The 24,393-nt window shown below is 50.3% G+C and carries 17 protein-coding genes; 12 read left to right on the forward strand and 5 right to left on the reverse strand.

Annotated features, from left to right (window positions below; all coding sequences use genetic code 11):
• Positions 1-13: 13 nt before the first annotated feature.
• Genes ileS through ACYQ8U_RS10935 form a run of 5 tightly spaced genes read left to right on the forward strand, consistent with a single transcriptional unit; the run spans position 14 to position 7,431 of the window.
• Positions 14-2,836, forward strand: a complete 2,823-nt coding sequence (ileS, locus tag ACYQ8U_RS10915) for an isoleucine--tRNA ligase (RefSeq protein ID WP_459945576.1) — start codon at positions 14-16, stop codon at positions 2,834-2,836.
• A gap of 10 nt (positions 2,837-2,846) precedes the next feature.
• Positions 2,847-3,329 (forward strand): signal peptidase II, encoded by a 483-nt coding sequence (lspA, locus tag ACYQ8U_RS10920; protein WP_459945577.1) that lies wholly within the window; start codon positions 2,847-2,849, stop codon positions 3,327-3,329.
• A complete protein-coding gene (locus tag ACYQ8U_RS10925) occupies positions 3,329-4,279 on the forward strand; it encodes an ACP S-malonyltransferase (RefSeq protein WP_459945578.1) in 951 nt (316 codons plus the stop codon). The genes lspA and ACYQ8U_RS10925 overlap by 1 nt, the downstream gene beginning before the upstream one ends.
• Before the next feature lie 15 nt (positions 4,280-4,294).
• Complete coding sequence (locus ACYQ8U_RS10930; RefSeq protein ID WP_459945579.1) at positions 4,295-4,504, forward strand: hypothetical protein; 210 nt, start codon at positions 4,295-4,297, stop codon at positions 4,502-4,504.
• A 50-nt stretch (positions 4,505-4,554) separates the two neighbouring features.
• A complete protein-coding gene (locus ACYQ8U_RS10935) occupies positions 4,555-7,431 on the forward strand; it encodes a M16 family metallopeptidase (protein ID WP_459945580.1) in 2,877 nt (958 codons plus the stop codon).
• Here ACYQ8U_RS10935 and sppA read toward each other — a convergent pair.
• Together sppA and dinB are read right to left on the reverse strand one after the other, a co-directional pair.
• Positions 7,415-9,265, reverse strand: coding sequence for a signal peptide peptidase SppA (gene sppA, locus ACYQ8U_RS10940; RefSeq protein WP_459945581.1), 1,851 nt, complete (start codon positions 9,263-9,265; stop codon positions 7,415-7,417). The two genes, ACYQ8U_RS10935 and sppA, sit on opposite strands and share 17 nt — an antisense overlap.
• Positions 9,266-9,381: 116 nt before the next feature.
• On the reverse strand, positions 9,382-10,479 hold the full coding sequence (gene dinB / locus ACYQ8U_RS10945) for a DNA polymerase IV (protein WP_459945582.1): 1,098 nt from the start codon (positions 10,477-10,479) through the stop codon (positions 9,382-9,384).
• Between the two features lie 133 nt (positions 10,480-10,612).
• On the opposite strand from dinB, the gene ACYQ8U_RS10950 reads away from it, so the two are divergent.
• Positions 10,613-11,281 carry a Crp/Fnr family transcriptional regulator gene (locus ACYQ8U_RS10950; RefSeq protein ID WP_459945583.1) on the forward strand — a complete coding sequence of 223 codons (669 nt, stop codon included), beginning with the start codon at positions 10,613-10,615 and terminating at the stop codon, positions 11,279-11,281.
• Between the two features lie 91 nt (positions 11,282-11,372).
• Here the strand turns inward: ACYQ8U_RS10950 and ACYQ8U_RS10955 are convergent, their stop codons facing one another.
• A complete protein-coding gene (locus ACYQ8U_RS10955; RefSeq protein ID WP_459945584.1) occupies positions 11,373-12,023 on the reverse strand; it encodes a DUF4136 domain-containing protein in 651 nt (216 codons plus the stop codon).
• 34 nt (positions 12,024-12,057) lie between these two features.
• On the reverse strand, positions 12,058-13,851 hold the full coding sequence (gene lepA, locus ACYQ8U_RS10960; protein WP_459945585.1) for a translation elongation factor 4: 1,794 nt from the start codon (positions 13,849-13,851) through the stop codon (positions 12,058-12,060).
• A 307-nt stretch (positions 13,852-14,158) separates the two neighbouring features.
• On the opposite strand from lepA, the gene ACYQ8U_RS10965 reads away from it, so the two are divergent.
• The 4 genes from ACYQ8U_RS10965 (at position 14,159) to greA (ending at position 21,170) form a co-directional block, all read left to right on the forward strand.
• Positions 14,159-15,142: a sigma-70 family RNA polymerase sigma factor gene (locus tag ACYQ8U_RS10965; RefSeq protein WP_459945669.1), complete on the forward strand. Its 984-nt coding sequence runs from the start codon at positions 14,159-14,161 to the stop codon at positions 15,140-15,142.
• Between the two features lie 73 nt (positions 15,143-15,215).
• On the forward strand, positions 15,216-16,418 hold the full coding sequence (locus tag ACYQ8U_RS10970; RefSeq protein WP_459945586.1) for a DegT/DnrJ/EryC1/StrS family aminotransferase: 1,203 nt from the start codon (positions 15,216-15,218) through the stop codon (positions 16,416-16,418).
• A gap of 159 nt (positions 16,419-16,577) precedes the next feature.
• Positions 16,578-20,606: a tetratricopeptide repeat protein gene (locus tag ACYQ8U_RS10975; RefSeq protein ID WP_459945587.1), complete on the forward strand. Its 4,029-nt coding sequence runs from the start codon at positions 16,578-16,580 to the stop codon at positions 20,604-20,606.
• A gap of 78 nt (positions 20,607-20,684) precedes the next feature.
• Positions 20,685-21,170, forward strand: coding sequence for a transcription elongation factor GreA (gene greA, locus ACYQ8U_RS10980; RefSeq protein ID WP_459945588.1), 486 nt, complete (start codon positions 20,685-20,687; stop codon positions 21,168-21,170).
• Between the two features lie 32 nt (positions 21,171-21,202).
• Here the strand turns inward: greA and ACYQ8U_RS10985 are convergent, their stop codons facing one another.
• A complete protein-coding gene (locus tag ACYQ8U_RS10985; RefSeq protein ID WP_459945589.1) occupies positions 21,203-21,805 on the reverse strand; it encodes a TetR/AcrR family transcriptional regulator in 603 nt (200 codons plus the stop codon).
• 187 nt (positions 21,806-21,992) lie between these two features.
• Here ACYQ8U_RS10985 and purD point away from each other — a divergent pair, with 187 nt between their 5' ends.
• Positions 21,993-23,768 (forward strand): phosphoribosylamine--glycine ligase, encoded by a 1,776-nt coding sequence (gene purD / locus ACYQ8U_RS10990; RefSeq protein WP_459945590.1) that lies wholly within the window; start codon positions 21,993-21,995, stop codon positions 23,766-23,768.
• Complete coding sequence (locus ACYQ8U_RS10995; protein WP_459945591.1) at positions 23,761-24,384, forward strand: L-threonylcarbamoyladenylate synthase; 624 nt, start codon at positions 23,761-23,763, stop codon at positions 24,382-24,384. Before purD ends, ACYQ8U_RS10995 begins: the two co-directional genes overlap by 8 nt.
• Positions 24,385-24,393 lie beyond the last annotated feature (9 nt).

Below are 24,393 nucleotides of genomic sequence, written 5' to 3' on the forward strand. Positions count from 1 at the left end.
GAAGGAGACGAACATGGATTACAGGGATACCCTTAATCTGCCTACCACCGGGTTCAAGATGAAGGCAAATCTCGCCCAGAAGGAACCGCTTATTCTCAAGCAATGGGAAAAAGAACAGCTGTACTTCAGGGTTCAGGAAAATGCCAAAGAGAAGCCGCTGTTTGTGCTCCATGATGGCCCGCCTTATGCCAATGGCAATATTCATCTAGGCACTGCCTTTAATAAAATCCTCAAAGATATCATTCTTCGCTCCAAGAGGATGGCCGGCTATAATGCACCATATATTCCCGGCTGGGACTGTCACGGGCTGCCCATTGAACATAATGTCGATCTGGAGCTCGGGGAAAAGAAAAAGACCATTCCCAAGTTGTCAAAGAGGAGTGCCTGCCGGAAATATGCCAGTAAATGGATTAAAATCCAGAAAGAGCAGTTCAAACGGTTGGGCGTGCTTGGTGACTGGGACAACCCGTACCTGACCATCAATTATGCCTATGAGGCGACCATCGCCAGGGAATTTAATACCTTTCTGCTCTCCGGTGCGGTCATTCGCAATCGTAAGCCGGTGTATTGGTGTTCAACCTGTACCACTGCCCTGGCCGAGGCCGAGGTTGAATACCATGACCACACCTCACCTTCTATCTATGTGAAATTCAAGGCAGGCAGTGCTCTAGGCGATATCGATCCTTCCCTTGCCGGCGACAAGGTGTATTTTGTCATCTGGACGACCACGCCCTGGACGCTGCCGGCGAACCTGGCCGTGGCGCTGCATCCCGAATTTGTCTATGCGGCGGTTGAGGTCGGCGGGGAGACGTGGGTTCTGGCTCGCGAGCTGGTCGATAAAGTAATGGCCGAGGTCGGCATTACTGATTTTACCATCAAGGGAACCTTTGGCGCGAAAGGTTTTGAAAACCGCACCTGCAGGCATCCTTTTATGGATCGCGATTCACTGCTGGTTCTGGCCGACTATGTCACGGCCGAGGCCGGTACCGGCTGCGTCCATACTGCTCCCGGCCATGGCGCCGATGATTTTCAAACCGGCTTGCGATACGGTCTGGACATTCTCTCTCCCGTCGATGGCGACGGCATGTATACAGCGGAAGCGGGTCCATATGCCGGGCAGCAGGTGCCGGCGGTGAACAAGGTGATAAATCGGGATATGGCCGATTCCGGTGCGCTGGTACATGAAGCGGCAATCAGACACAGTTATCCGCACTGCTGGCGATGTAAAAAGCCGGTTATGTACCGCGCCACCCCGCAATGGTTCATCTCCATGGAAAACAATGCGCTGCGTGAAAAGGCGCTCGAAGCTATCAAAACCGTCACCTGGACTCCCGCCTGGGGCATGCAGCGCATCTATTCGATGGTCGAAGGACGTCCGGATTGGTGTCTGTCCCGTCAGCGCAGCTGGGGTGTGCCGCTGACGGTTATCAGCTGTAAATCCTGTGGCGAGATCGTTAAAACCAAAGAACTTGTTGCAAGAATTGACGAACTTTTTCTAAAAGAAGGCGCCGACGCCTGGTTCAGCCACGAGGTGCAGGATTTCCTCGCCAAAGGGACGACCTGTGCGCAGTGCGGTTTAAGCGAATTTGTCAAAGAGGAAGATATTCTTGATGTCTGGTTCGACTCAGGGGTGAGCCACGCGGCGGTCTGTGAACAGCGGGAAGAGCTCACCTCACCCGCCGATCTCTATCTTGAGGGGAGTGATCAGCATCGCGGCTGGTTTCAGAGTTCTCTGCTCACCTCAGTAGGGACCAGGGGACGGGCGCCCTTTAAAGGTGTGTTGACCCATGGCTACGTCGTCGATGGCCAGGGCAAAAAAATGTCCAAATCGGTCGGCAATGTTGTCGTGCCCTCCGAGGTCATTGAAAAATATGGCGCGGAAATCCTTCGCCTCTGGGTCGCCAGTGAAGATTACCGCGATGATGTCAAGGTCTCCGATGAAATTCTGCGGCAGATCTCCGATTCCTATCGTAAAATCCGCAACACCATCCGGTATTTTCTTGGCAATCTGCATGATTTCCAACCGCAGCGGGATAGTGTCCCGGTAGCCGACCTGCCAGAGCTTGATCGCTGGGCCTTGGTTAAATTCGAGGAATTGAAGTCGAAGGTGACCAAGAGCTATGAGAAATATGAATTTCATGCCATTTATCATGGTTTGAATTATTTCTGCGGCACGACCATGAGTTCCTTTTATCTGGATATCTTGAAAGATCGTCTTTACACCGCAGGAACGAATTCCCCGCTCAGGCGCTCCGCACAGACGGTGCTCTATAAAATTCTTGACGGCATGCTTCGATTGATGAGCCCCATTCTTTGTTTTACGGCAGCGGAAGCCTGGGATGAACTGCACGGTATTGCAGAAAAGGACCAGCTGGGCCCTGACACCGTCTATTTTGCCGAATTTCCACCGGAAGAAAAAATAGAATCCGATAATCAGATGATGGATAAATGGGCAAAGCTTATCAGGGTACGCTCAGAAATAACCAAAGCCCTGGAAATAGCCCGCCGGGAAAAAGTTATCGGCCATCCCCTGGAGGCGGAGGTATTGGTCAAAACAGAGGGGGAGCTGACGGATTTTTTGAGGAGTGAATGGGAGACCGTCAAGGAGATCTCGATCATTTCCGAGCTGTCCAGCCTGGGCGATGATACCGCCGAGGCCGGGATACGCTTTGTCAGCGAAGAGATCCCGGGCTTTGTCATCCAGGTGCAGCCGGCACCTGGGGAAAAATGTCTGCGATGCTGGTTGCGATCAACTACAGTCGGTGAAAACAAGGAGCATCCGGAGATCTGCAACAGGTGTTCTGCTGTCCTGACCAGCATGGCCGCACAGGTTTAAGGCAGCTGAGGTGGTTTATTTTGCGGTAATACTCCTGGTCGTTGTCGCTGATCAGGTGACCAAGATGCTGGTTGTCGACTCGCTGCATCTCTATGAATCAAGAGAAGTCATTGCCGGCTTCTTCAATCTGGTCTATGTCACCAACAAGGGTGCAGCATTCAGTATGCTCGCCGATGTAAATGCACCATGGCGGCACTATTTTTTCCTTGGTATCGGCTCGGCAGCGCTGGTGGGACTGACTGTCGCTTATTGGAAACTGCGGAAAATAACCAGCCTGTACAGCTGGGCGCTGGCCTTGATTGCCGGAGGAGCCGTCGGCAATCTGATAGACAGGGTACGGTTCGGTGCCGTGGTAGACTTTCTCGACTTTTATGTGGGCAACTATCACTGGCCGGCATTTAATATCGCCGACTCGGCCATATGTTGTGGCGTCGGCCTGTTTTTACTAATAAACATCTTTGAGACAAGAATTAAAGAATTGAGGAAAAGTTAATGAAAATTGCAGTCCTGTTTCCCGGTCAGGGATCACAGTATCTCGGCATGGGACAAGAATTTATCACCACCGATCCCGCCTGCGCATCACTTATGGCCATGGCCGAAACGGCCTGTGAGCTCAACCTCGGGGCTTTATGTGCCGAGGGACCTATGGAAGAGTTGACCAGAGCGGTTCATCTGCAGCCAGCGCTTACCATTACCGATCTTATCTGCTGGCAGGCGTTTCAGAATGTGCTCGGCGACGAGGTGAAAGTGAGTTGTTTTGCCGGGCACAGTCTGGGCGAATATCCGGCCCTTTGTGCCGCCGGGGTGATCAGCGCCGAAGACACCATGCGGCTTGTCAGCAAGAGAGGGGCGCTGATGGAACGGGAGGGCAAGATATATCCCGGCGGGATGCGTGCGGTTCTTGGGCTGGACATAAAGGCAATCGAAAAGTTTATCGGCAACTACAACGGCCCAGGTCATATCACTGCCGCCAATCATAATACGCCCGAGCAGATCGTTATCTCCGGCTCCCTGCCTGCGCTGGACGCGGTTGGTAAGGCCGCTGAGGCACTTGGCGGCAAAGTCATTCCCTTAAATGTCAGTGTGGCCAATCACAGCCCGCTGGTGGCCAATGCCGTTCCGGATTTCGCTGCTTTTATGGCGGACATTGAATTCAGACCACCTCAGGTACCGGTCTATTTTAATGTTACGGCGGCGAAGGAGACCGACACCGGGAAAATAAAAGACATAATGGCCGGACAGATAGCCTCGCGGGTACGCTGGTGCGAGATAATTCAAGCTATGCTGGCCGAAGGGGTCGATACATTTATTGAAGCCGGACCGAAAGCCGTATTGCGAGGGATGATACGAAAAATTGCCCCTAAAGGAACGGACGTGCTCTCGCTGCAATTTGACACCCCGGCCTCTCTGGCAGAATGTGCGGAGAAGATCAGGGTAGGCTGATTAAAGGCAAAATATATGAACGACGTGAAGAAAATTTGTTTGACCTGTAAATATTTCCGCCTGGAAAATATCGCTGCCGGCGTCTGTCGTGTCGATAAGGACACCGGAAAAAATTATCCGCCGAAAGAAACGAACGACACTTGTGGCAAGTGGCAGAATTGCGGCCAGCAATATTTCATTCGACTGGGCTGGATTAAGGCGAAGACGACGCAAGCAGATTCCTGAAGCTGCTTGTGCTTTTCGGTCCGGCTATTCCCTTACTTCACGGTGCAAAAGTGTTGCAAATACGCTCATGGCAGAAGTACCTGCAAAAAAGATTTTGTCCTCAGTTCCTGCTTCTCCTGGTTATCTGCATTCCCGTTACTGCATTTTCTTCCACCGGGGGGCCTGCCGCGTCCTGTTTTGCCACGGCCTGGCCTGCCGATGTCAGTGATCTTGCTCCAGATCCATCATTACATCGTGGAACATTGAAGAATGGCTTTCGATATGTCCTGAAGCGAAATAATGAGCCGGCGGAACGGGTGGCCGTCTACCTCGACGTGCAGGCCGGGTCTCTGCATGAAAAGGACAATCAGCGGGGGGTGGCCCATTTCCTCGAACATATGCTGTTCAACGGGTCGACACATTTTCCGCCGGGCAGTCTGGTTGAATATTTCCAGTCTCTTGGTATGAGTTTTGGCGGTGATACCAACGCCTTTACCTCGCATACCGAGACGGTCTACAATATTATTCTGCCGAGCGGGACCGAAAAAGATCTTGATTCCGCCCTGCTCGTCATGGCGGATTATGCCCGGGGCGCTTTACTCCTTGATTCTGAAATAGACAAGGAGCGGGGAGTGATCCTCGCTGAAAAACGGGCACGGGATTCCGCGGAATATCGATCTCAGGTCGCCACCAGTCGCTTTGCCTTTCGCGGAACGAGGTACCCTGAGAGGATGCCTATAGGTACCGAAGAAACAATCAAGAGTGCCGACCACGAACTGCTCAAGTCCTACTATGATGCATGGTACCGGCCGGAAAATATGATTCTGATCCTCGTCGGTGACATCGACCTGGAGTTGACAACCGGCCTTATCAAAAAACATTTTGCCGCGCTCACCGCCGCAGGTCCCAAACCGCCATGTCCAGATTTTGGTAAGCTGGAACTCAAAGGAGTAGAGACCTTTTACCACTATGAGCCGGAGCTCGGTAAAACCAATATCGCCATTCAGAACTTTTCCGATCTACCGCTGGAAAATGATTCGCTGTTGCTGGAAAAAAGCGAACTGCTTAAAATGATCGGCTCCATGGCCTTTAACTACCGGCTGCAACGGCTGCAGGAAGAAGCGAAGGTACCATTTGCAGAGGCAGGCTATTCTTCCGGAGATATTGCCCGGCGCATAGGTTACAGCTCTCTTTCCGCCCAGGTGGATGCACCTAACTGGAAGCAGACCTTGACCTCACTCGAACAGATTTTGCGCCAGGTGATAGAGTATGGGTTTACCGAAAGCGAACTCGAACGGGCCAAAAAAGAGCTTCTTGCCCAACTCGAGGCCAGAGTCCTGAAGGCGCCTTCGGAAGATTCCCGAACCATTGGTCGCAGGATTATCGATCATCTGAATCGAAATCGCGTTTACCAGTCGGCGACAGAGGAAAAGGACCTCTATGGACCTCTGGTCAACGCCGTCTCCCTGGCTGATGTGCAGGAGGATTTCAGAAAGAGATGGAGTCATGACAACCGCTTGATCTCTGTCACAGGAGATGTGCAGCTGGGTGAAAAAGGCACCGCGGACATTGCTGCAATATACCACAGCTCGACCCAGGTGGCGGTGGAAGCATCGGTCAGTGGCAGCGCACATGTCTTTCCCTATCTTCACCCACCTTCTGCCGCGAATACTCTTGTGCAACAGACCACTTTACCAGATATCGATGTGGAACAACTGGTCTTTGCCAACGGCCTGATCGTCAACCTGAAAAAAACACAATTTGAAGAGAGTACAATACGGCTCCGCGCCGATTTCGGTGGTGGCAAACAGCAGGAAAATATGCCGGGAATGGCCATGCTGGCCGAAGAGGTCGTCAACGAATCCGGCAGTGGCACGCTGCCGCAATCGGCGATCAATGCCTTGGTTGCCGGGAGCTCTATCACCCTGTCTTTTAGGATAGGGGAGTCGGCTTTCACCTGGGCGGGGACGACACTGAGCAAAGATTTTGAGCTGTTCAGCCAGCTTTTGTACACCCTGCTTGCCGATCCTGGGCTTCGGGAAAACGCTTATAATAAAGGAAAAGAAAACCTTGAGCTGATGTACCAGAAAATGAACCGACAGATAGAGGGTGCCGTACCGCTGCAGGTTCAGCCGTTTTTAGCGAACTATAACGCCCATATCGGATTACCGGCCTGGGAAGATGTGACCAAGGTCAACTTTGATGCCCTGGCGCGGTGGTCAAAGTCCTTTATCAGGCCAAAAGATCTGGAAATATCCGTGGTCGGGGATTTTAACAGGGACGAAGTGGTTGCCGTGCTGACGAAATATTTTTCAGGCATTGAGCTTACGCCTCCACCCATCCCGGTTTCGCCGGCAGTGCATTTTCCTGTTGGTGAAAAACTGGCCGTAACTGTCAATACCTCCGATGATAAATCGCTTATAACAGTTGCCTGGCCAACAGACGATTTCTGGGATATTCACAAAACAAGACGCCTGCAGCTGCTGTCCAGTATCTTCGGTGATCGGTTAAGGAAGATCATCAGAGAAAAATTGGCTGCCAGCTATTCTCCGCGGGTTTCAAGTTTTAACAGTAGAATCCATCAGGGCTTTGGCTATATAATTTCACAAATGGTGGTGGAACCGGGTGCGGAAGATATGGTCATCAAGGAAATATTCAAAATCAGTGATCAGTTAGCCAGAAAAGGCATAACCACGGAGGAACTCAATCGAGCTCGAGGGCCGCTGGTCACCTCGCTCATGGAACATACCCGGAGCAATCAGTACTGGTTGAATACCGTGCTCGCACTTGCGGCCAGATATCCTCAGCAACTGGACTGGGCGAGGACAATTATCAGCGACTATTCCACTATCAGTGAAGCTGAAATAAACGAACTGGCGAAAGAATACCTCAAGAACGACAAAGCTGCCGTGGCCAGGGTTGCCTCGGAAATTACCAGGTCACCCTGAGCAGACACTGCGCATAAACGCCGCGAGGATCATGGAGCAGCGGCAGCTCCTCCAGGTGGTTGCGAAAGGTCTTCTGGACGCGGATGACCATTGGATTGTGCGCAACCGAGGTGTCGGCTAAAAAAGCCAGACCCGTGGTGAAAAAGTTTAAGAAATGGGCTTTCATTGACACCGGCGGCTGTATATATTCCGTTGTGAACTCCTTCAGACCGGCATGTTCGGCGGCAGCGCCGATGGCATCCTCCAGGGATCCCAGTTTATCAACCAGACCGAGGGTCTGGGCGGTCTGGCCGTCATACACTCGCCCCTGGGCGAGTTCGGCAACCCTCGATTTTTCAAGATTTCTACCGCTAGCGACAATGTGCAGAAACTGCTCGTAATTGTAGACAATTGTCTGCTGGATGGCGCTTTTCAGCTGTTCCGGCAGCGGCTGGGTGACATCCAGGCCGGCGGCCAGAGGGGTGGTGCCGATGCCATCGCGATAGATCCCGAGCGAGGCCAGGGTCTTCTCAAAAGTGGGTATGGCCCCAAAGATGCCGATCGACCCGGTGATAGTCGCAGGGGATGCCCATATTTCGTCGGCGTCGGCGGCAATCCAGTAGCCACCGGATGCAGTGACACTGCCCATGGACACGACAATCGGTTTGCCGCTTTTTTTCAGTTCAAGGATTTCCTGGCGTATCACTTCGGAGGCAAAGGCCGAGCCGCCTCCTGAATTAATACGCAATACCAGTGCCTTCACCGCGCTGTCTTCACGCGCTTTTTTGATCAGATTTGCCAGCGAGTCGCCACCTATCATGCCGGGGGGCTGTTTGCCCGGCAGAATGATTCCTTCGGCAATGATCAGCCCGACTTTTGATGCCGGCGAGGTTTCTGGTGTATAGGAGGGGGTGATGGAATGCAGATACTCCGTGGAGGAGAGTAATTCCCGCGCCCCGGTCAGGGTCGGGGAGAGTGACGCGAGATAGGTGGTGATTTCCTGCCTGGTGGCAATCTGGTCCACCAGACCCGTCTCAAGCGCTAATTGCGCGGTGTTTCCTTGTGTGGCATACAGAGCTTTGTCGATATTGTCCGTGTAGTTCTGCACCGCCTGTACGGGAATATTGCGCTGTTTGGCTATTTCGTCGGTATAGACCTGCCAGAGCGCCGAGAGCCACAGTTCATTCTGCTGTTTATCGGCCGGGGACATGGAGTTGCGGGTAAACGGCTCAAGGGCTGATTTATAGGAGCCGATTTTAAAGACATTGTAATTAATTTTCAGCTTTTCAACAGCGTCGTTAAAGTAGAGTCGATAGGCGCCGATACCGTGAATATCCACTCCGCCCATTGGATTGACCAGGACCTTATCGGCATATGATGCGAGAAAGTACTGGGACTGGGTATAGTAGTCTTCCGCGGCAACCACTGTCTTGCCGGTCTTTTTGAAAGCATCGAGAGCTTGCCCAATGGTCTGCAGCTGATTCATGCCGCCACGGCCCATATCCTTGACATTAAGGACCAGTGCCACGATACGGGGGTCGCCAGTCGCCCCGTGTATGATATCCAGAATGTCCTGCAGTGCGGTCTCGGGCGCAGGGGCATCAATGGTCAAGGACTCTTGCAGGAGTTTTTCAAAGGTGCTCAACAGCTTTTTTTCTTCAACGATATCCCCGGCGATATCCAGCCTGAGGACGGTGCCGGAGGGGATTTTTGTTTCTCTATCCGGTAGAAGAGCAATAACTAAAATTATACCGACGAGCAACAACAAGAGATTGAAAATGAAATTTCTGATAAAGGTAAAAAATCTGCCGGCATATTTGAATATGTTCCAGACGGAGTGAAGGAGATCTTTCATGGTGTTTGGGATTTTTCGACGGTTAGAGGGAAAGGAGAAACACGAATTTCGCATAAGGATAACCATAACAGCGGCGAAGTACAACCGGTTATCCATGGTCTATTAGGTACCTCGGCTTATTTCCCATTCACCGCGGTTTGCATAAATGGCAGCATCAGCTGTCTGGGAACTTTTTTATCCCCGAGAAGCCTGGAGACGGAAAGACCAAGGAGGCGGACTTTTTGCCTGCCGGCATTGGTTGAGGCCAGCAGACCGGGCAGGAGAGGAAGAATATCATTGCTGGCATAGATTGGTGTGCGGACGGTCTGTGACCGTGTGATGGTGGTAAAATCGTGGTACCTGACTTTCAGGGTGAGGGTGTAGCCGCCGGTCTGTTTTTTCGACAGCGACTGTTCTACCTGTTCTGCCAGGTGGTGTAAAATATCGTTAATCTCTCTGCCGTCATCGGTGTCGAGAGACAGCGTTGTTTCACTGCCGATCGATTTACGCGTTCGAGCCGGTTCGACCGGGCGATCGTCAATACCACGCACAATATTGTAGAGAAAAGAGCCTGTTTTGCCAAAATGGAAGACGAGCTGTTCTTCGGCCTGTTGCCGGAGCTCATGACCGGTTCTGATGCCCAGGCTGAGCATCTTTTTTTCCGTGACTTTACCGACCCCGAAAAATTTTCGAATCGGCAGGGATGCGAGAAAATCGAGTGCTTGGGCCGGAGGAATTGTCGTCAGGCCATTTGGTTTATGGAAATCCGAGGCAACCTTGGCGAGAAATTTATTAAAAGATACCCCGGCGGAGGCAGTGAGCTGCAATTCCTGATAGATCTGCCCGCGAATCCTTTCCGCAAGGATGGTCGCTGAGGGATGATTGTGGCTGTTGGTTGTTACATCAAGAAAGGCCTCATCCAGGGACAACGGTTCGACAAGGTGGGTATAGCGATGAAAAATTGCCATCACCTGTGCGGAAATTTCGCGGTATCGGTCCATGCGCGGCCTCGTGAAAATAGCCTGTGGACAAAGTCGTGCCGCCTGCGAGCAGGGCATGGCGGAATGCACGCCAAAGCGGCGTGCTTCATAGGAGCAGGCCGCAACTACCCCTCTGCTTTGCGGCCTGCCGCCGACGATCACCGGCTTGCCTCTGAAGGCGGGCGTATCCTTTTGCTCAATAGAGGCAAAAAATGCATCCATGTCGATATGGACAATTTTTCTTTTACTGTACATAGTTTAATGATTTGAAAACATTGTCATAACAAAGAAGTATTGGTAGAGTATCGATCGGCGGAACAACGCTTTCTTGACTCGTGACCCTACCGCATTTTTCCAATAATTTACTATGGGCCTGACCACAGATACCATGAATAAAAAAGAGATTATCGCCTCGAGTATACTTTTTGAGGGGCTTCCCGCGCAACAAGTTGACGAGCTTGCCGGCATCGCCGTTGAGAAAACCTTTCAAAAGGGTGAAAATATCTTTTTTGAAGGGGATAAATGTGTCGGCTTTTATATGGTTGGCGAAGGCCGGGTAAAGATTTTCAAGGTCGCTTTTTCCGGGAAAGAACACATTTTGCACATTTTTGGCAAGGGAGAACCTTTCGGAGAGGTGCCTGTTTTTCATGGACAGCCTTTTCCGGCGACCGCGGAAGCCTTGGAAAAAACCACAACCATTTTTTTCCCGCGCGATAAATTTGTCCTGCTGGTGGAGGCGAATCCATCCATTGCCTTGAACATGCTCGCCGTTTTATCTATGAGATTGCGGATATTTGCCAGACAGATTGAAAATCTTTCCCTGAAAGAGGTGCCGGCGCGACTCGCCGGTTACCTGGATTATCTCAGTCACGAACAGGGCGACAGCGACGTGGTTGAGCTCGATATTTCTAAAGGGCAGCTCGCCAGTCTGCTTGGCACCATTCCAGAAACCTTGTCGAGGATTTTTGCCAAGATGAGTGAGGAAGGTCTTATTCAGGTAAACGGCAAAAAAATAAGCTTACTCGATAGAGAACGGCTGATAATGGCCAAGGAGTAGGCGGTCTTTCATGGTCCCGGCAAAGAGAGACTCACCATCCTCTGAGAAGTGGGCATAGTCATCGACTGCAAGGGGCGCCTTTGGTCGAGGATTATTGTCGCAACGGAGGAAACTGGGCGAGTATTGCGCTTACCATTTCGTTTACTCTGCGGGTAAGCTGCTCCGGGCTGCTGTGGGTGAACACCTCCCGGGTACCGATGCCTTTCCAGAAAAGGTGTCCGGTCCTGCTGTCATGGACATTGATCACCAGTTTACCCTGGTCATATTGCTGGATAAAACTTCCGGTATCAAAGCCTACTGCGCCATACCTGCCGTATCGACCGTAGCCGTAGCCAAAGTGCGTATGCAGATCATCGACCTGGATTCGGCTGGATACTTCATACATGTAGGACACCAGGAAATCCGGCTGGGCAGCCTGTCGAAATCCTTGTCTGGTAAAGACATCCTCGATAGCTGTCTTGAAACGTGACGCCAGCAGCTCATCGATATGGAAGCGCTCATCGTTTTGCTGCTGCAGTTCTTCATTCCAGTTGAAGGTGGTTGCTGCAGCAAAAGGATAGTTCCTGTCAAAATCCTGGCTGACCTGCACAGGTGCGCAGGCCATGAACAGGGGAAGCAGTCCCAGCAGGATGAACAATCGCCTCACCCCGGCAAACGTCAAGCAGGTCGGGATTCTTTTCAGTCCTCTTTTAAGAAGGAGATATCCCGGCAACGCAGGGTGTATGAAGCTTTTTGTATTCATAGGCCCCCCAGGCAACGGAAAATAAGATTGGCCTCTACTGTTCGGATTTCAGCACCGCCAAGAAAGCAGTCTGTGGAATATCGACGTTGCCAATGGTTTTCATTCGCTTCTTGCCTGCCTTCTGTTTTTCGAGCAGTTTTCTCTTCCGAGAGATATCGCCGCCGTAACATTTGGCGGTGACATCCTTTCTCAGCGCGGATATGGTTGTCCTGGCGATAATCGTTCCGCCTATCGCCGCCTGTATAGCAATTTTAAACATTTGTCTGGGAATTTCCAGTTTCAGCATTTCGCAGGCATGGAGGCCTCTGGCTCGGGCACTGCTTTTATGGACCAGCTGTGACAAGGCATCGACAATTTCCCCATTGACGAGAATGTCGAGTTTGACAAGATCGCTTTTCCGGTAGTCAAGCATGGCATAATCAAAAGAGCCATATCCCTGTGTCACCGATTTCAGCCGGTCGTAAAAGTCATAAATGACCTCTGCCAGCGGCAGCTCACATTGTAATTCTATTCGCCCGGGGGTGGGATAATGAAAGGTGGTCTTTTCCCCCCGTCGTTCCATACACAGGGTCATCACCGTGCCCATATATTTTTCGGGCATTAAAATGCTCGCCTTGATAAACGGTTCTTCGATTTTCTGAATGTGCGCCGGATTTGGGAAATGTGCCGGGTTGTCGACATGTTTGATAGTGCCGTCAGTGAGGTAGAATATATACTGTACCGAGGGAACCGTCAGGATAAGGGATATATCGAATTCACGTTCGAGGCGCTCCTGGATCACCTCAAGATGGAGGAGCCCGAGAAAGCCGCAGCGAAAACCAAAGCCGAGCGCGGCGGACGAGTCTTTTTCGAAGGTGAGTGCCGCGTCGTTGAGTTTCAGTTTTTCAAGTGCCGCCGCCAGATCTTCGTAGTCGTCGGTGCTGATCGGGTAGATCGATGAAAAAACAACCTGCTGCACTTCTCTAAAGCCGGGCAGGGGGGCAGCTGCCGGGCGATCGCACAGAGTGATGGTGTCACCCGGCCTGGTATCCTCAACGGTCTTGATGCCGGCCAGGATATAGCCGACCTGACCAGCCGAAAGCTGCTTTTGCGCTTCGCGTTTGAGCTTGAACAGGCCGACCTCATCGACCTTATACTCCTTGCCGCTGGACATAAAGCGCATGATGTCGCCCGGTTTAATAGTCCCATTGATAATTCTGACGGAGATAAGCGTCCCGCGGAAGGGGTCATAGTTGGCGTCAAAGATCAGGGCCTGCAGGGGACTCGTTGGATCGCCTTGAGGTGGCGGCAATTTCGTGACGATAGTTTCAAAGATCTCCTCGATACCGATACCATTTTTGGCGGAACAGAACTGTATCAGGTCAACGTCGAGGCCGAGATCCTCTTCTATCTGCAAAGCAACGCGTTCCGGTTCCGCGGAGGGCAGGTCAATTTTGTTGATAACCGGGATAATTTCCAGATCATTTTCCATGGCCAGGTAAAGATTCGCCAGTGTCTGCGCTTCGACGCCCTGGGCGGCATCAATAAGAAGCAGTGCTCCTTCGCAGGAACTGAGCGCGCGTGAAACCTCGTAGCTGAAATCGACATGTCCCGGGGTGTCGACGAGATTAAGATAATACTGCTTGCCGTCTTTGGCGGTATAGGGCAGACAGATCGTCTGGCTTTTGATAGTGATGCCTCTTTCCCGCTCAATGTCCATGTTATCGAGGAGCTGATCCTTGAATTCCCTGTCGGTGACCAGACCGCAAAATTGAATCATACGGTCGGCGAGGGTTGATTTGCCGTGATCTATGTGTGCGATTATGCTGAAATTTCTAATGTTATCCATGTTTTTGTATTGAGGTGGGCCGTGAAGAAGATTGCTTCCAGTGACAGGGGCTTTGTGCCCGAGGATATGTTATTTAGCATATCCCGCTGACTAATAAAATAGAATTTTCTACTTGTTACATTCAACTTAAGGTAAAGTGATAGGCAGCTGTCGCAAGGTTTCACTTGCGGTTCGCCAATATATGATTGCACTTTAATCCTGGTAGAGTAATATCATAGTCTTTCCAAATTTTCTGGGTATATCTTTCCGGAGAGAAAAATAAATGAACAAAAAGACAAGAATAGACTCCGATACTACAATAGATTCCATGGATGATGACCTTGACTCTGACCTTGATCCAAAAGGCAGGGGCATCGATGAAGCCTACGAAAACCCTCTGGTTTCGGTATCAGACGAGGAACACCTGCCGGCCCTCAGTAATCCGGCCCTGCATCGCTATCTGCAGGAAATCAGCCAGTATGAACTCTTGACTAGAGAGGAGACCGATGAACTGGCTGTGCGTTTTCGCGAGGAAGGTGACCAGGATGCGGCATACCGCCTGGTCAGTTCCAATCTTCGTCTGGTCGTCAAGGTAGCCATGGATTTTCAGAAATACTGGATGCAGAATTTTATGGACCTTATCCAGGAAGGTAATGTCGGCCTGGTCCAGGCCACGAAAAAATTTGATCCCTATCGCGGCGTCAAGTTTTCCTATTATGCCGCCTACTGGATCAGGGCCTACGTTCTGAAATTCATCATGGATAACTGGCGCCTGGTAAAAATAGGTACGACCCAGGCACAGCGCAAACTGTTTTTCAGTCTCAACAAGGAACGAAAGCTCCTCGAAGGACAGGGCTTTCAGGCTGAACCGAAATTGCTGGCAGAGCGTCTCAATGTCAAGGAACGTGAAGTCATTGAAATGGGCCAGCGTATGGATAACTGGGATGTCTCACTGGAGAGCCCGGTCCGTTCCGATTCCGAAGATGAACAGAAAAATTTCCTGCCCAGTAATGGGCCCGGCATTGAGTCGACAGTTGCCGGCAAGGAGATCAAGCTGAAGCTCAATGAGCTCCTGGATACCCTGAAGGTCAAGCTCAACGACAAGGAAAAAATGATCCTTGAAAAGCGTCTGCTGACCGATGAGCCACTGACTCTGCAGAACATTGCCGACCGGTTTGATATTTCCAGAGAACGTGTGCGGCAGATAGAAGTCAATCTTTTAAAGAAAATGAAGAAATATCTCGAGGCCGAAATGCCGGATATCGTCGATTATTTCGATGGAGAGAAGATCGTTATCAATTCTTCCTCCTGATAGATCACCACGCCCCCTCCGCGGGGTGTTTGTCCCATCTCCTTTTATAAAAAATTCAATATAACTCACCAATATGAAAGTACCTTTGCTTGATCTCCAGGCACAACTGGAGTACCTCGAAGATGATCTTATCGCCGCTGTTACCCGTGTCGTCAAATCTACCCGCTATATTCAGGGGCCCGAGGTTGAGGAATTTGAAAGAGAAATAGCCGCATACAGCGGAACCGGCTATGGCGTCGGCGTTACCAGCGGTACCGATGCCTTGTTGATATCCCTGATGAGTCTTGGCATAGGACCGGGAGATCTCGTCCTGACCACACCATATTCATTTTTTGCGACCATGGGGGTCATTCTCCGGCTTGGTGCAATACCTGTTTTTGCCGATATCGATCCAGACAGCTTTAATATCGATCCGGCCCGGATGGAAGAGCTGCTTGTCGCGGATACCGAACGGAAGATAAAGGCGGTCATTCCTGTGCATCTGTACGGTCAATGCGCGGAGATGTCGGCTATTATGGCGTTGGCAAAGCGTTATGAGCTTCCCGTCGTAGAAGATGCAGCCCAGGCCATTGGGGCTGAATATCCCATGGCGACAGCAGAAGCCGGCGGCTACCACAAGGCTGGATCAATTGGTATTGCCGGGTGTTTTTCCTTTTTCCCCAGCAAAAATCTGGGGGGAATCGGCGATGCCGGGATGGTCGTCACTCAGGATAAAGATTTTGCTGAAAAGCTTATCCTGATGCGAAATCACGGTGCCCACCCGAAATATTATCACAAGGTCGTCGGCGGCAATTTCCGTCTCGATCCGATTCAGGCAGCGGCTCTGCGCGTAAAATTGCCGTATTTGGAGCGATGGCATGGTCAGCGAGCGGAAAATGCCGGCCGATATGATCATTTTCTTTCGGAAGCAGGGCTTGTTGATGCCGGACGGGTTGTTTTGCCGAAAGCAGTCTATGCAGATACCTCCGGGGCAAAAGATGCAAGTGCCAATGTGCACATTTATAACCAGTACGTGTTGCGTGTTGAACGTAGAAATGAGTTGCGAGAGTGGCTGGGCAAAAATGATATCGGCTGCGAAGTGTATTACCCCGTTCCGCTGCATAAGCAGGAATGTCTTGGCGCACTGGGAGCCGGGGTGCATTGCCCGGAAGCGGAAAAGGCCGCTGATACAACCATAGCTTTACCAATCTATCCGGAACTGACCGAAGCGATGCAGGCCTATGTCGTGGAGAAAATCGTGCAGTTTTATGACCGACAGGGTAGCATGAGGATATAACTTTTTTCGCATTTTTCTTCATTGCAGCTCCTGCCTTAAGGACGATTTTCGACAGACTCCTGGTATCGTAGAGGAGGCTGGGAGCTGCGCTACGACCCTTTGAAAAATGCCCTGTAGCAATCCGGGGTGGTTTTGATAAAAAAGCAGCCATCTCTTTGCATGGTACCTCATCTGCCAATGACGTTAGCCAGGTTGAAGACAGTCATTTCCCGCCAAATCTTCTTTTTTATCCTTTTTCTCGGCTTGTCTGCCTGCTGGTGTACAGCTGGAGACGGAATCGCTCCGGATAGAAATATCCCGCTGATTCAGAGCGAACCCGGAGCTCCTGAATGGAAGATTCTTTGGGACAGGGCAAGAAATTTTACCCGGGAGGAAGATTACCCAGGCGCAGTTCAGGCCTATGCTGATTTGTTCAGAATAAAACCGAATATTGAGGAAGCCAATTGGGAATACTGTAAGGTTCTTTTGCAGGTCGAGGATTTTGCAACAGCCGCAAAGATCACCGGCTGGTTGCTGGATCAGGATCCTGACAAGAGCGAATATCTCCTGGCCGGAGGCGCTATTGCCGCGCACGCGAGAAATCATGCAACCGCCGTTCGTTATTATGGACGGGTTTTCGAAAAGGACCCACTCGGGGAAAATTCCGATACCGCTCTTCTCGGACTGGCAACCAGTCTGCGGAATCAGGGTAAGAAAGAACTCTCCTTTGCCCTTCTTGAGCAATTCAGCTTACGCCATCCGCAAAATACGACCATAGTCCATTACCTGGCCTTGGATGCGGTTGATCTTGGCAAGGATGAAAAAGCCAGGAAGCTCTATGCCAGACTGCTCGAAACCGGCGAGATAGACGATCGGATACTCTTCCAGGCTGCCCAGGTTTTTGCTGTGCCGGGCTTCGAAGAAAAGAGAAAGACTCTTCTGGTGCAATATCTGCAGCACCATCCAGACTATATGCCGTTTCGTCAGGAATTGGCACAATTTTACCTGCAGCGTGATGCCTTTGAAGCCGCGCTGGCAGAGCTTAGTTATCTGGCTGATAACAATGCAGATAATGAGAATTTTCTGCTCCAGGCGGCGACCATCTGTCAGCGGGACCTGAACAGACCGGACAAGGCACTGTTTTTTTACGAGAGGTACAGACAAAAGCATCCTGGAGACCTGAGGATTGAGCAGGAAATACGTGCGCTCCAATCGACCTTGGCGCATGATTTTCTGGCGATTGTGGAAAATGACGGGGCGGAACAACTGTGGAAGGATCTTGCTGCAATCACCCCCAATCGTTCGGCAATTTATCTTGAAATGGCTGACCTTCTCGAAAACAATGGGCAGACCAGGGAGCTGATCGAGGTCCTGACGATTATTCATGAAAATACATCCTCAGCAGATGATGTAGCGTTACGACTTGCCGATCAGTATTTCCAGAGAGAGGAATATGCAGAGACCCTGAAATATCTGAACACAGTGCGTCGTGCGGAAAATAAAACAAAATCATTCTATCGGCAGAAAGGTGAGGCAGAACGTCACACAGGCATGGAACTGGCGGCCCTTGCTTCCTATCAACAGTGCCTATTGCGTGATCCGCTCGATATGCACCTCAGAACAAGCGTCCTTGACCTGGCTGGGAAGATCGGTAATGTGCAGGTGATGAACGCCCTGTTTACTGGAGGCCTGCACCAAAGCGATGCGGCTCCACCCGTTGATTTTGTCTTCACTTATCTGGATCTGCTTGCCTATAATTATCTGTTTCAGGAATATGAGAAGATCATTTCCTGGGCGAATTTTCATTTCGAAGGTAAGCGGGATATCCTCGCCGGACTAGCTCTGCGTCAGGCATCAGTCCTGCGAAAAGAAGGAAAAAAAAGGCGAGCGGAACAACAGCTCCGGCAACTTTTCCACCAGGACGTTCTCGTCGAAGAGGTACTCTTTCAGCTGGCTGAAAATGCTGTGATTGATAAAAATACCGCAGCTGCGGCGAGCTGGTATCTGGCACTGCAGGAGCGTACCGGCCAGGTGGGCCCCGATTTTTCCCTGGATCCATCCGGAGGCCGAATGCTTCTGCTGAAAACAGAGATATTGCAGGCCGAAGGAAAATATGAAGCTGCCCAGGAACTCCTTGACCGGTACCTGCGTGGAGTGGAAAAAAGTATCGTTTCCAGAGAATTGCAGCCTGTACTGCATCGTCTGGAGAAGCAAAGTTGCCGGCTCAGTTTCTCTAGGGGGAAATTACCGCAGGCATGTACGCAGTGTGGAAGGTTGTTCGCTACAGAAAAATTTGACCCTGAAGTGTTGACACTGCAGGGCATTCTTCATCGAAAAGGGCAAGAATGCGAGGAAGGTAGAGATTCTGACAGCATGGTCAATATTGCCGGAAACCCGGTAGTCAGCAGACTGCTCGCTCTGGCAGGCAAAGAAATCGAGTATCTGGAATATGGTGCGGCCAAAAAACACCTGCGAACAGTGCTGAACGAATATCCATCCTCGGTCGCCGGCAGGGTACTTTGGGCGGAGCTGATGTTGACTGACGGGCAAGGGGATACAGCTGCGGCATCTTTTGCGCAGCTGGTCGAACAATTTCCCGAGGAAGCGTATTTTCATCAAAAACGTATTGAGGTGGAAGCACGCAGAGGAATGTACGGGCAGGGACTCGCCCTGATGATGCACAGATCAGATGAGACGAAAAATGTCGAAGAATTGGCGGCTGAACTCTCAGCGGGTGATAATACCGAAGAACTTCTTACTCTTGCCAGACTCCTGTGGGGGGACAAGCAGCAGGAAAAGGCCCTGCAGATTTACAGACAGTTGTTGGCTGAACCTGTTCTCGACCAGTTGAATGACACTTTCAGGCAAAAAGAGATAGATTATCCTCATGTCAGCCGCGAAAGCACCTTCTGGAACAAAATGGTGCATATGCTGCAATCTGAGCCAAAGGTTCTTGCCGAGCTGATGGAGCCACCGTTTTTGCTGGAAAACCGAGGCAAGGAAGTTGGCAGGATTGTCTCTGAATTCTACGAAGATTATAGTTGGCAGAAACTGATCACCACTGAATATATGGCTCGAAAAGCAACCTTCGATCGTAATTATTATTATGCCGAACAAAGTTATAAGCGGCTTTTAAAAGAAGATTCCTCGGAGGGAATGAGTGATCTTGCGACGATTTATGGTAAAATCGGTAAGTATCGTAAAGAAGCACAGGTGTATGAAACCATGAAAGACCGGGGAACCACTGCTCCGGGCCTGGAGGAGTCGATTGAAAGGACGAGCCTGCAGATCAGTCCGCAGAATATTTTTGATGCGGCATATGAGGAAAAAACCGGCAGAGACGGCAATATAGACCTGGCGAAAACGAGTTTTGGCACATCTTTCTGGGTAACACCCGATCTTGATAAAGATATCCGCTTTCTCTATGCCAACAATCAATTTGCCTCTGTGGATACCGACGCATCGACCCGGAGTAATTTACTCTACGCCCTCGCAACCTACGAATTCACCAAGGCATATGAATTGGTACTTGGTGCCGGAGTAGAAGAATTCAATGACCTGGACGATACAGGAATTCAGTATGAAGTCGCGCTGAAAGGGCAGCTCGATGATTTTGTCAGTGCCTATGTGCTTTTTGAAAAAAGACAGGTCTACGATACCATTGCCGCCATAAATGAGCAGATAACCTTCCAGGCAATCGAAACGGGGCTGAGTATCGAGACCCCCCTGGGATTGTCTTTCGGTGGGGATGTGCATCATCGTTACTACAGTGACAGTAACTCGCAGAACAGGTTTCATGGCTTTTCGTCGTATAGTCTTTTCGGTGAATCTGTCCAGCTGGCATTGCGCTATGACTATCAGTATCTGGATAACGAGGACCGGATCGGTTCCGCAACGGAGAATGGTGCGTACGCGGCTTCCGATGAAGTGCAGTACTGGAGCCCTTCGTCGTTCACCGAGCACCGCATGAGTCTGCATTTTCAGCACGATTTTCTGGGGTATGAACTCGGGTCGAAGAAAAGTATGAGTTACTATGCAATCGACAATGCTGTTGGTCTGGAAGATAACGAAAATGTCTCCTTTACCACCAAAATCGATATTTTCCTTGAAATGAGCCCGCATTTTCTATTAAAAGGCAACTTTACATTATCAAAAAGCGATGACTATGAAGAGACAGGAATGTCAATGTCTCTGCATTATCGCTGGTGATATATCCACGTTATCTGTATCTCCTGTAGAGAACTCGCGCGGTTGAGTGTCCTACAGGATTTTTTTATGGAGGTTTACATGATTGTAAGAATACCAATGTCCAAAACCGGCAACAAGAAATTACGCGAAGAATTGCAGCATCTGGAAAGAGTTGAACGGGGTGTGGTGGTGAAGGCCATTGAGGTCGCCAGGGAGCATGGTGATCTGAAGGAGAATGCGGAATATCATGCGGCAAAAGACCGGCAAGGCCACATTGAAGGGCGCATCCTTGAGCTTAAAGACAAATTATCCCGTGCGGAAGTAATCGATTGCCTGCAGGTCAGCACGAAAAGTATAGTTTTCGGAACCGTCGTGCAGCTGCTTGATCTTGATACGGACGAGGAAATTATCTATCAGCTGTTGGGACCGGAGGAGGCCGATGTGAAAAAAGGTTCAATTTCCGTTCTCTCGCCGCTCGGGCGAAGTATGCTCGGCAAGGAAGTGGGCGATGAGGTCCTGGCCGTTACCCCAGGTGGAACAAGAGAATTTGAAGTGATGGCCATCAACCCTTCTTCTTTTCCATAAGGGTGGAGGCATTGCCTGCCTGCGTCGTGTCTTTATGGCGTGTTCTCGACAGCTTTCTGCAGAATACCTGTCAAAAACATGGTCAGCAGCTGATCGGCAATTTCTTCTACGGTGTAATGCGTTTCCAGAGATGCATTCCAGACCCGTGAGACCTCGTCCAATGCCCCAAAATATGCCCTTTTGGCAATATCCGGTTTAATATCGGCTTTATATATGCCGGTTTCTTGACCTTTTTTGATAATATTTGCTATGATTCCGGTATATTCGCTAAATTTATTGTTTCGGTAATCTTTGATGACCTTGTTTGTTTGTCGAAGCTCGATCTGAATCACTTCAGCAAGATTCCTGTTTTTTTTCATGGCCATGAGGTGCTGGATGGTGAAAATTTCCAGCATTTTCTTGGGATCGTCTTCATTGCTGAGGAGCTTATCGGTTTTTTCGACAATTTTGCTTACTTCTTCTTCAAATACGGAAAGCAGAATATCGTATTTGTTGTTGAAATAGAGATAAATTGTTCCGTCAGCAACCTTGGCTTCTTTGGCAATATCGGATATCCTGGCAGTGAAAAATCCTTTTTTTGCAAAGACTTTCGTTGCCGCCGAAATGATTTTTGTATGTTTATTTTCTGCTTTCATTGCAAAAATGAAAAGATCGAAAGTAACAAAATAATGAAAAGAATTTATGAATGACTATTCATTCATGTAATATTTAGCTTCCCTTTTGTCAACGATCAATCCAAAAGACAGGGATGAACGAACTATTTTCTCGTTGTACAAAGACGTGTTACAAGAGATTACAATACAAAACTGACTGGAGTAGCCTATGAAAATTCTTGTTGTTGGTTCAGGCGGGCGGGAACATGCGCTTGTGTGGAAAATCAAGCAAAGTAAAAAAACAGAAAAAATTTACTGCGCCCCAGGCAATGCAGGTATAAGCCGAATAGCTGATTGTGTGGATATTGCAGTGACCGATGTTAAAAAATTAGTCAAATTTGCCAAGAAAGAAAACATCGATTTAACGGTGGTTGGCCCGGAGTCCTCACTGGTAGCCGGTATTGTCGATGCCTTTGAAAACGAGGGACTGAGAATCTTCGGCCCTTCCATGAAGGCTGCGGAACTCGAAGGCAGCAAGGTCTTTTCCAAAGAGTTTTTGAAAAAATATAACATTCCCACCGCTTCGTTTGAGGTGTTTGATAACAGCGAGAAAGCAAAAAAATACATCGACTCCCAGGGGGCACCGATTGTTGTCAAAGCAGACGGTCTTGCGGCGGGAAAGGGAGTGATAGTTGCGAAAACCGTTGACGAAGCAAAACAGGCCGTCGATCTCATTATGGCCGACAAGGCTTTCGGCAGTGCCGGCGACAAGATCATCATTGAATTTTGCCTGAAAGGTGAAGAGGCCTCGTTTATTGCCTTTACCGATGGCAAGACCGTATTGCCTCTGCCTACATCACAGGATCACAAAGCGATATTTGACAAGGATGAGGGGCCGAATACCGGGGGAATGGGCGCATATTCTCCGGCCCCGGTGGTCACCGATGACATCGCCGATTTTGTCATGAACAAGGTCATGCTGCCGACTGTCAGAGGGCTGGAGGCCGAGGGGCGACCGTATAAGGGAATGCTCTATGCCGGGTTGATGATTGATGGAGAAACCATTAACGTACTGGAATTTAATTGCCGTTTTGGTGATCCTGAAGCGCAGCCGCTGCTGATGCGGCTCAAAAGCGATATCATCGATATCTTTGAAGCGGCGATCGACGGGAAATTGGATCGGGTTGAGATGAAAATTGATCCACGACCGACTGTCTGCGTTGTTATGGCCTCGGGCGGATATCCGGGACCATATGAAAATGGCAAGGTTATCAAAGGATTGACCAAGGCCTCAGAATGTCAAGATGTTGAGGTGTTTCATGCCGGCACCGCCAGGAAAGGCGGTCGGATAGTCACCAATGGTGGCCGTGTCCTGGGTGTCACTGCCGTGGGCAAGACCTTGAAGGATGCGATCGCCCGGGCCTACAGCGCCGTCGATGAAATCAGATGGACCGACTGTTATTATCGAAAGGATATCGGCGAGAAGGCCTTGCGACGCCATTCGATTAGCGCAAAGGAACCAGTCGTCGGCATTGTCATGGGCAGCGATTCTGATCTGCCGGTGATGAAAGCCGCTGCTGATTTTTTGAAAGCGATGGACATCTGCTGCGAAATCAGTGTTGCTTCCGCCCATCGCACTCCGGAGAAAGCGGTTGCCTATGCAAAAAATGCCCAGCAGAGAGGGCTAAAGGTCATTATTGCCGGGGCCGGCATGGCCGCCCACCTGGCAGGAGTCCTGGCCTCCCATACGGATCTGCCGGTTATCGGCGTACCTTTGGAGGCCTCTTCTCTTGGTGGCCTGGATGCCCTGCTGTCGACAGTACAGATGCCGCCGGGGATTCCGGTGGCGACCATGGGAATCGGCAAGGCGGGGGCCAAAAATGGTGCCGTGCTGGCGGTAAGAATTCTCGCCCTGTCGCAGCCGGATATTGGCAAAAAACTTATGAAATTTCGCCAGGATATGGTTATGGAAGTTGAAGATAAAAACAAAAAAATAAATGTCTGAACAAAACAGTCGTGTCTTGGTGGGAACCTCCCTGGATGTTGCGGTTAGCTTTCTGCGCCGGGGAGGAATTGTCGCTTTTCCGACCGAAACCACTTACGGCCTGGCCGTTGATCCCGACTGTGCCTTGGCTGTAGAAAGATTATTTGCCCTGAAAAGAAGGGCGGCAGATAAACCTTTGCTGCTGCTGATTGAAAAAAAGGAGCAGCTTGATGCGGTCGTGCAAAATGTTCCCCAGTTGTATTGGCCTTTGATAGAAAAATATTGGCCGGGACCTCTGACACTGATTTTTCCGGCCCTGGCTTCTCTTAGCCGGCGGATTACCGGAAATACCGGTACCGTAGGTATTCGAATCTCACCTCACCCGATAGCGCAGGAACTGGTCAAGCGAATGGGCAAGCCGATTACCGCGACCAGCGCCAACATATCCGGTTTTCCTCCAGCTCGGTCTGCACCGGAAATAGTAAGAATGTTTGGAGAATCGATTGATTACATTATCGATGGCGGTGTAGCTGAAGCGGAATTATGTTCGACGATACTCGGTCTACACAAGGGGCTACTGAGCATTATTCGCCATGGGCAGATAGATTTGTCGAAAGAAATCGGCGGGGGAAAATAAAATAGACAG

It is taken from the genome of Desulfocastanea catecholica, from assembly GCF_054657295.1.

Excerpts from the sequence above, each read along its gene's own strand:
- ileS (WP_459945576.1), top strand. The coding sequence starts at position 14 with ATGGATTACAGGGATACCCTTAATCTGCCTACCACCGGGTTCAAGATG.
- ACYQ8U_RS10925 (WP_459945578.1), top strand. The coding sequence starts at position 3,329 with ATGAAAATTGCAGTCCTGTTTCCCGGTCAGGGATCACAGTATCTCGGC.
- ACYQ8U_RS10930 (WP_459945579.1), top strand. The coding sequence starts at position 4,295 with ATGAACGACGTGAAGAAAATTTGTTTGACCTGTAAATATTTCCGCCTG.
- sppA (WP_459945581.1), bottom strand. The coding sequence starts at position 9,265 with ATGAAAGATCTCCTTCACTCCGTCTGGAACATATTCAAATATGCCGGC.
- dinB (WP_459945582.1), bottom strand. The coding sequence starts at position 10,479 with ATGTACAGTAAAAGAAAAATTGTCCATATCGACATGGATGCATTTTTT.
- ACYQ8U_RS10950 (WP_459945583.1), top strand. The coding sequence starts at position 10,613 with ATGAATAAAAAAGAGATTATCGCCTCGAGTATACTTTTTGAGGGGCTT.
- ACYQ8U_RS10955 (WP_459945584.1), bottom strand. The coding sequence starts at position 12,023 with ATGAATACAAAAAGCTTCATACACCCTGCGTTGCCGGGATATCTCCTT.
- lepA (WP_459945585.1), bottom strand. The coding sequence starts at position 13,851 with ATGGATAACATTAGAAATTTCAGCATAATCGCACACATAGATCACGGC.
- ACYQ8U_RS10965 (WP_459945669.1), top strand. The coding sequence starts at position 14,159 with ATGGATGATGACCTTGACTCTGACCTTGATCCAAAAGGCAGGGGCATC.
- ACYQ8U_RS10970 (WP_459945586.1), top strand. The coding sequence starts at position 15,216 with ATGAAAGTACCTTTGCTTGATCTCCAGGCACAACTGGAGTACCTCGAA.
- ACYQ8U_RS10975 (WP_459945587.1), top strand. The coding sequence starts at position 16,578 with ATGGTACCTCATCTGCCAATGACGTTAGCCAGGTTGAAGACAGTCATT.
- greA (WP_459945588.1), top strand. The coding sequence starts at position 20,685 with ATGATTGTAAGAATACCAATGTCCAAAACCGGCAACAAGAAATTACGC.
- ACYQ8U_RS10985 (WP_459945589.1), bottom strand. The coding sequence starts at position 21,805 with ATGAAAGCAGAAAATAAACATACAAAAATCATTTCGGCGGCAACGAAA.
- purD (WP_459945590.1), top strand. The coding sequence starts at position 21,993 with ATGAAAATTCTTGTTGTTGGTTCAGGCGGGCGGGAACATGCGCTTGTG.
- ACYQ8U_RS10995 (WP_459945591.1), top strand. The coding sequence starts at position 23,761 with ATGTCTGAACAAAACAGTCGTGTCTTGGTGGGAACCTCCCTGGATGTT.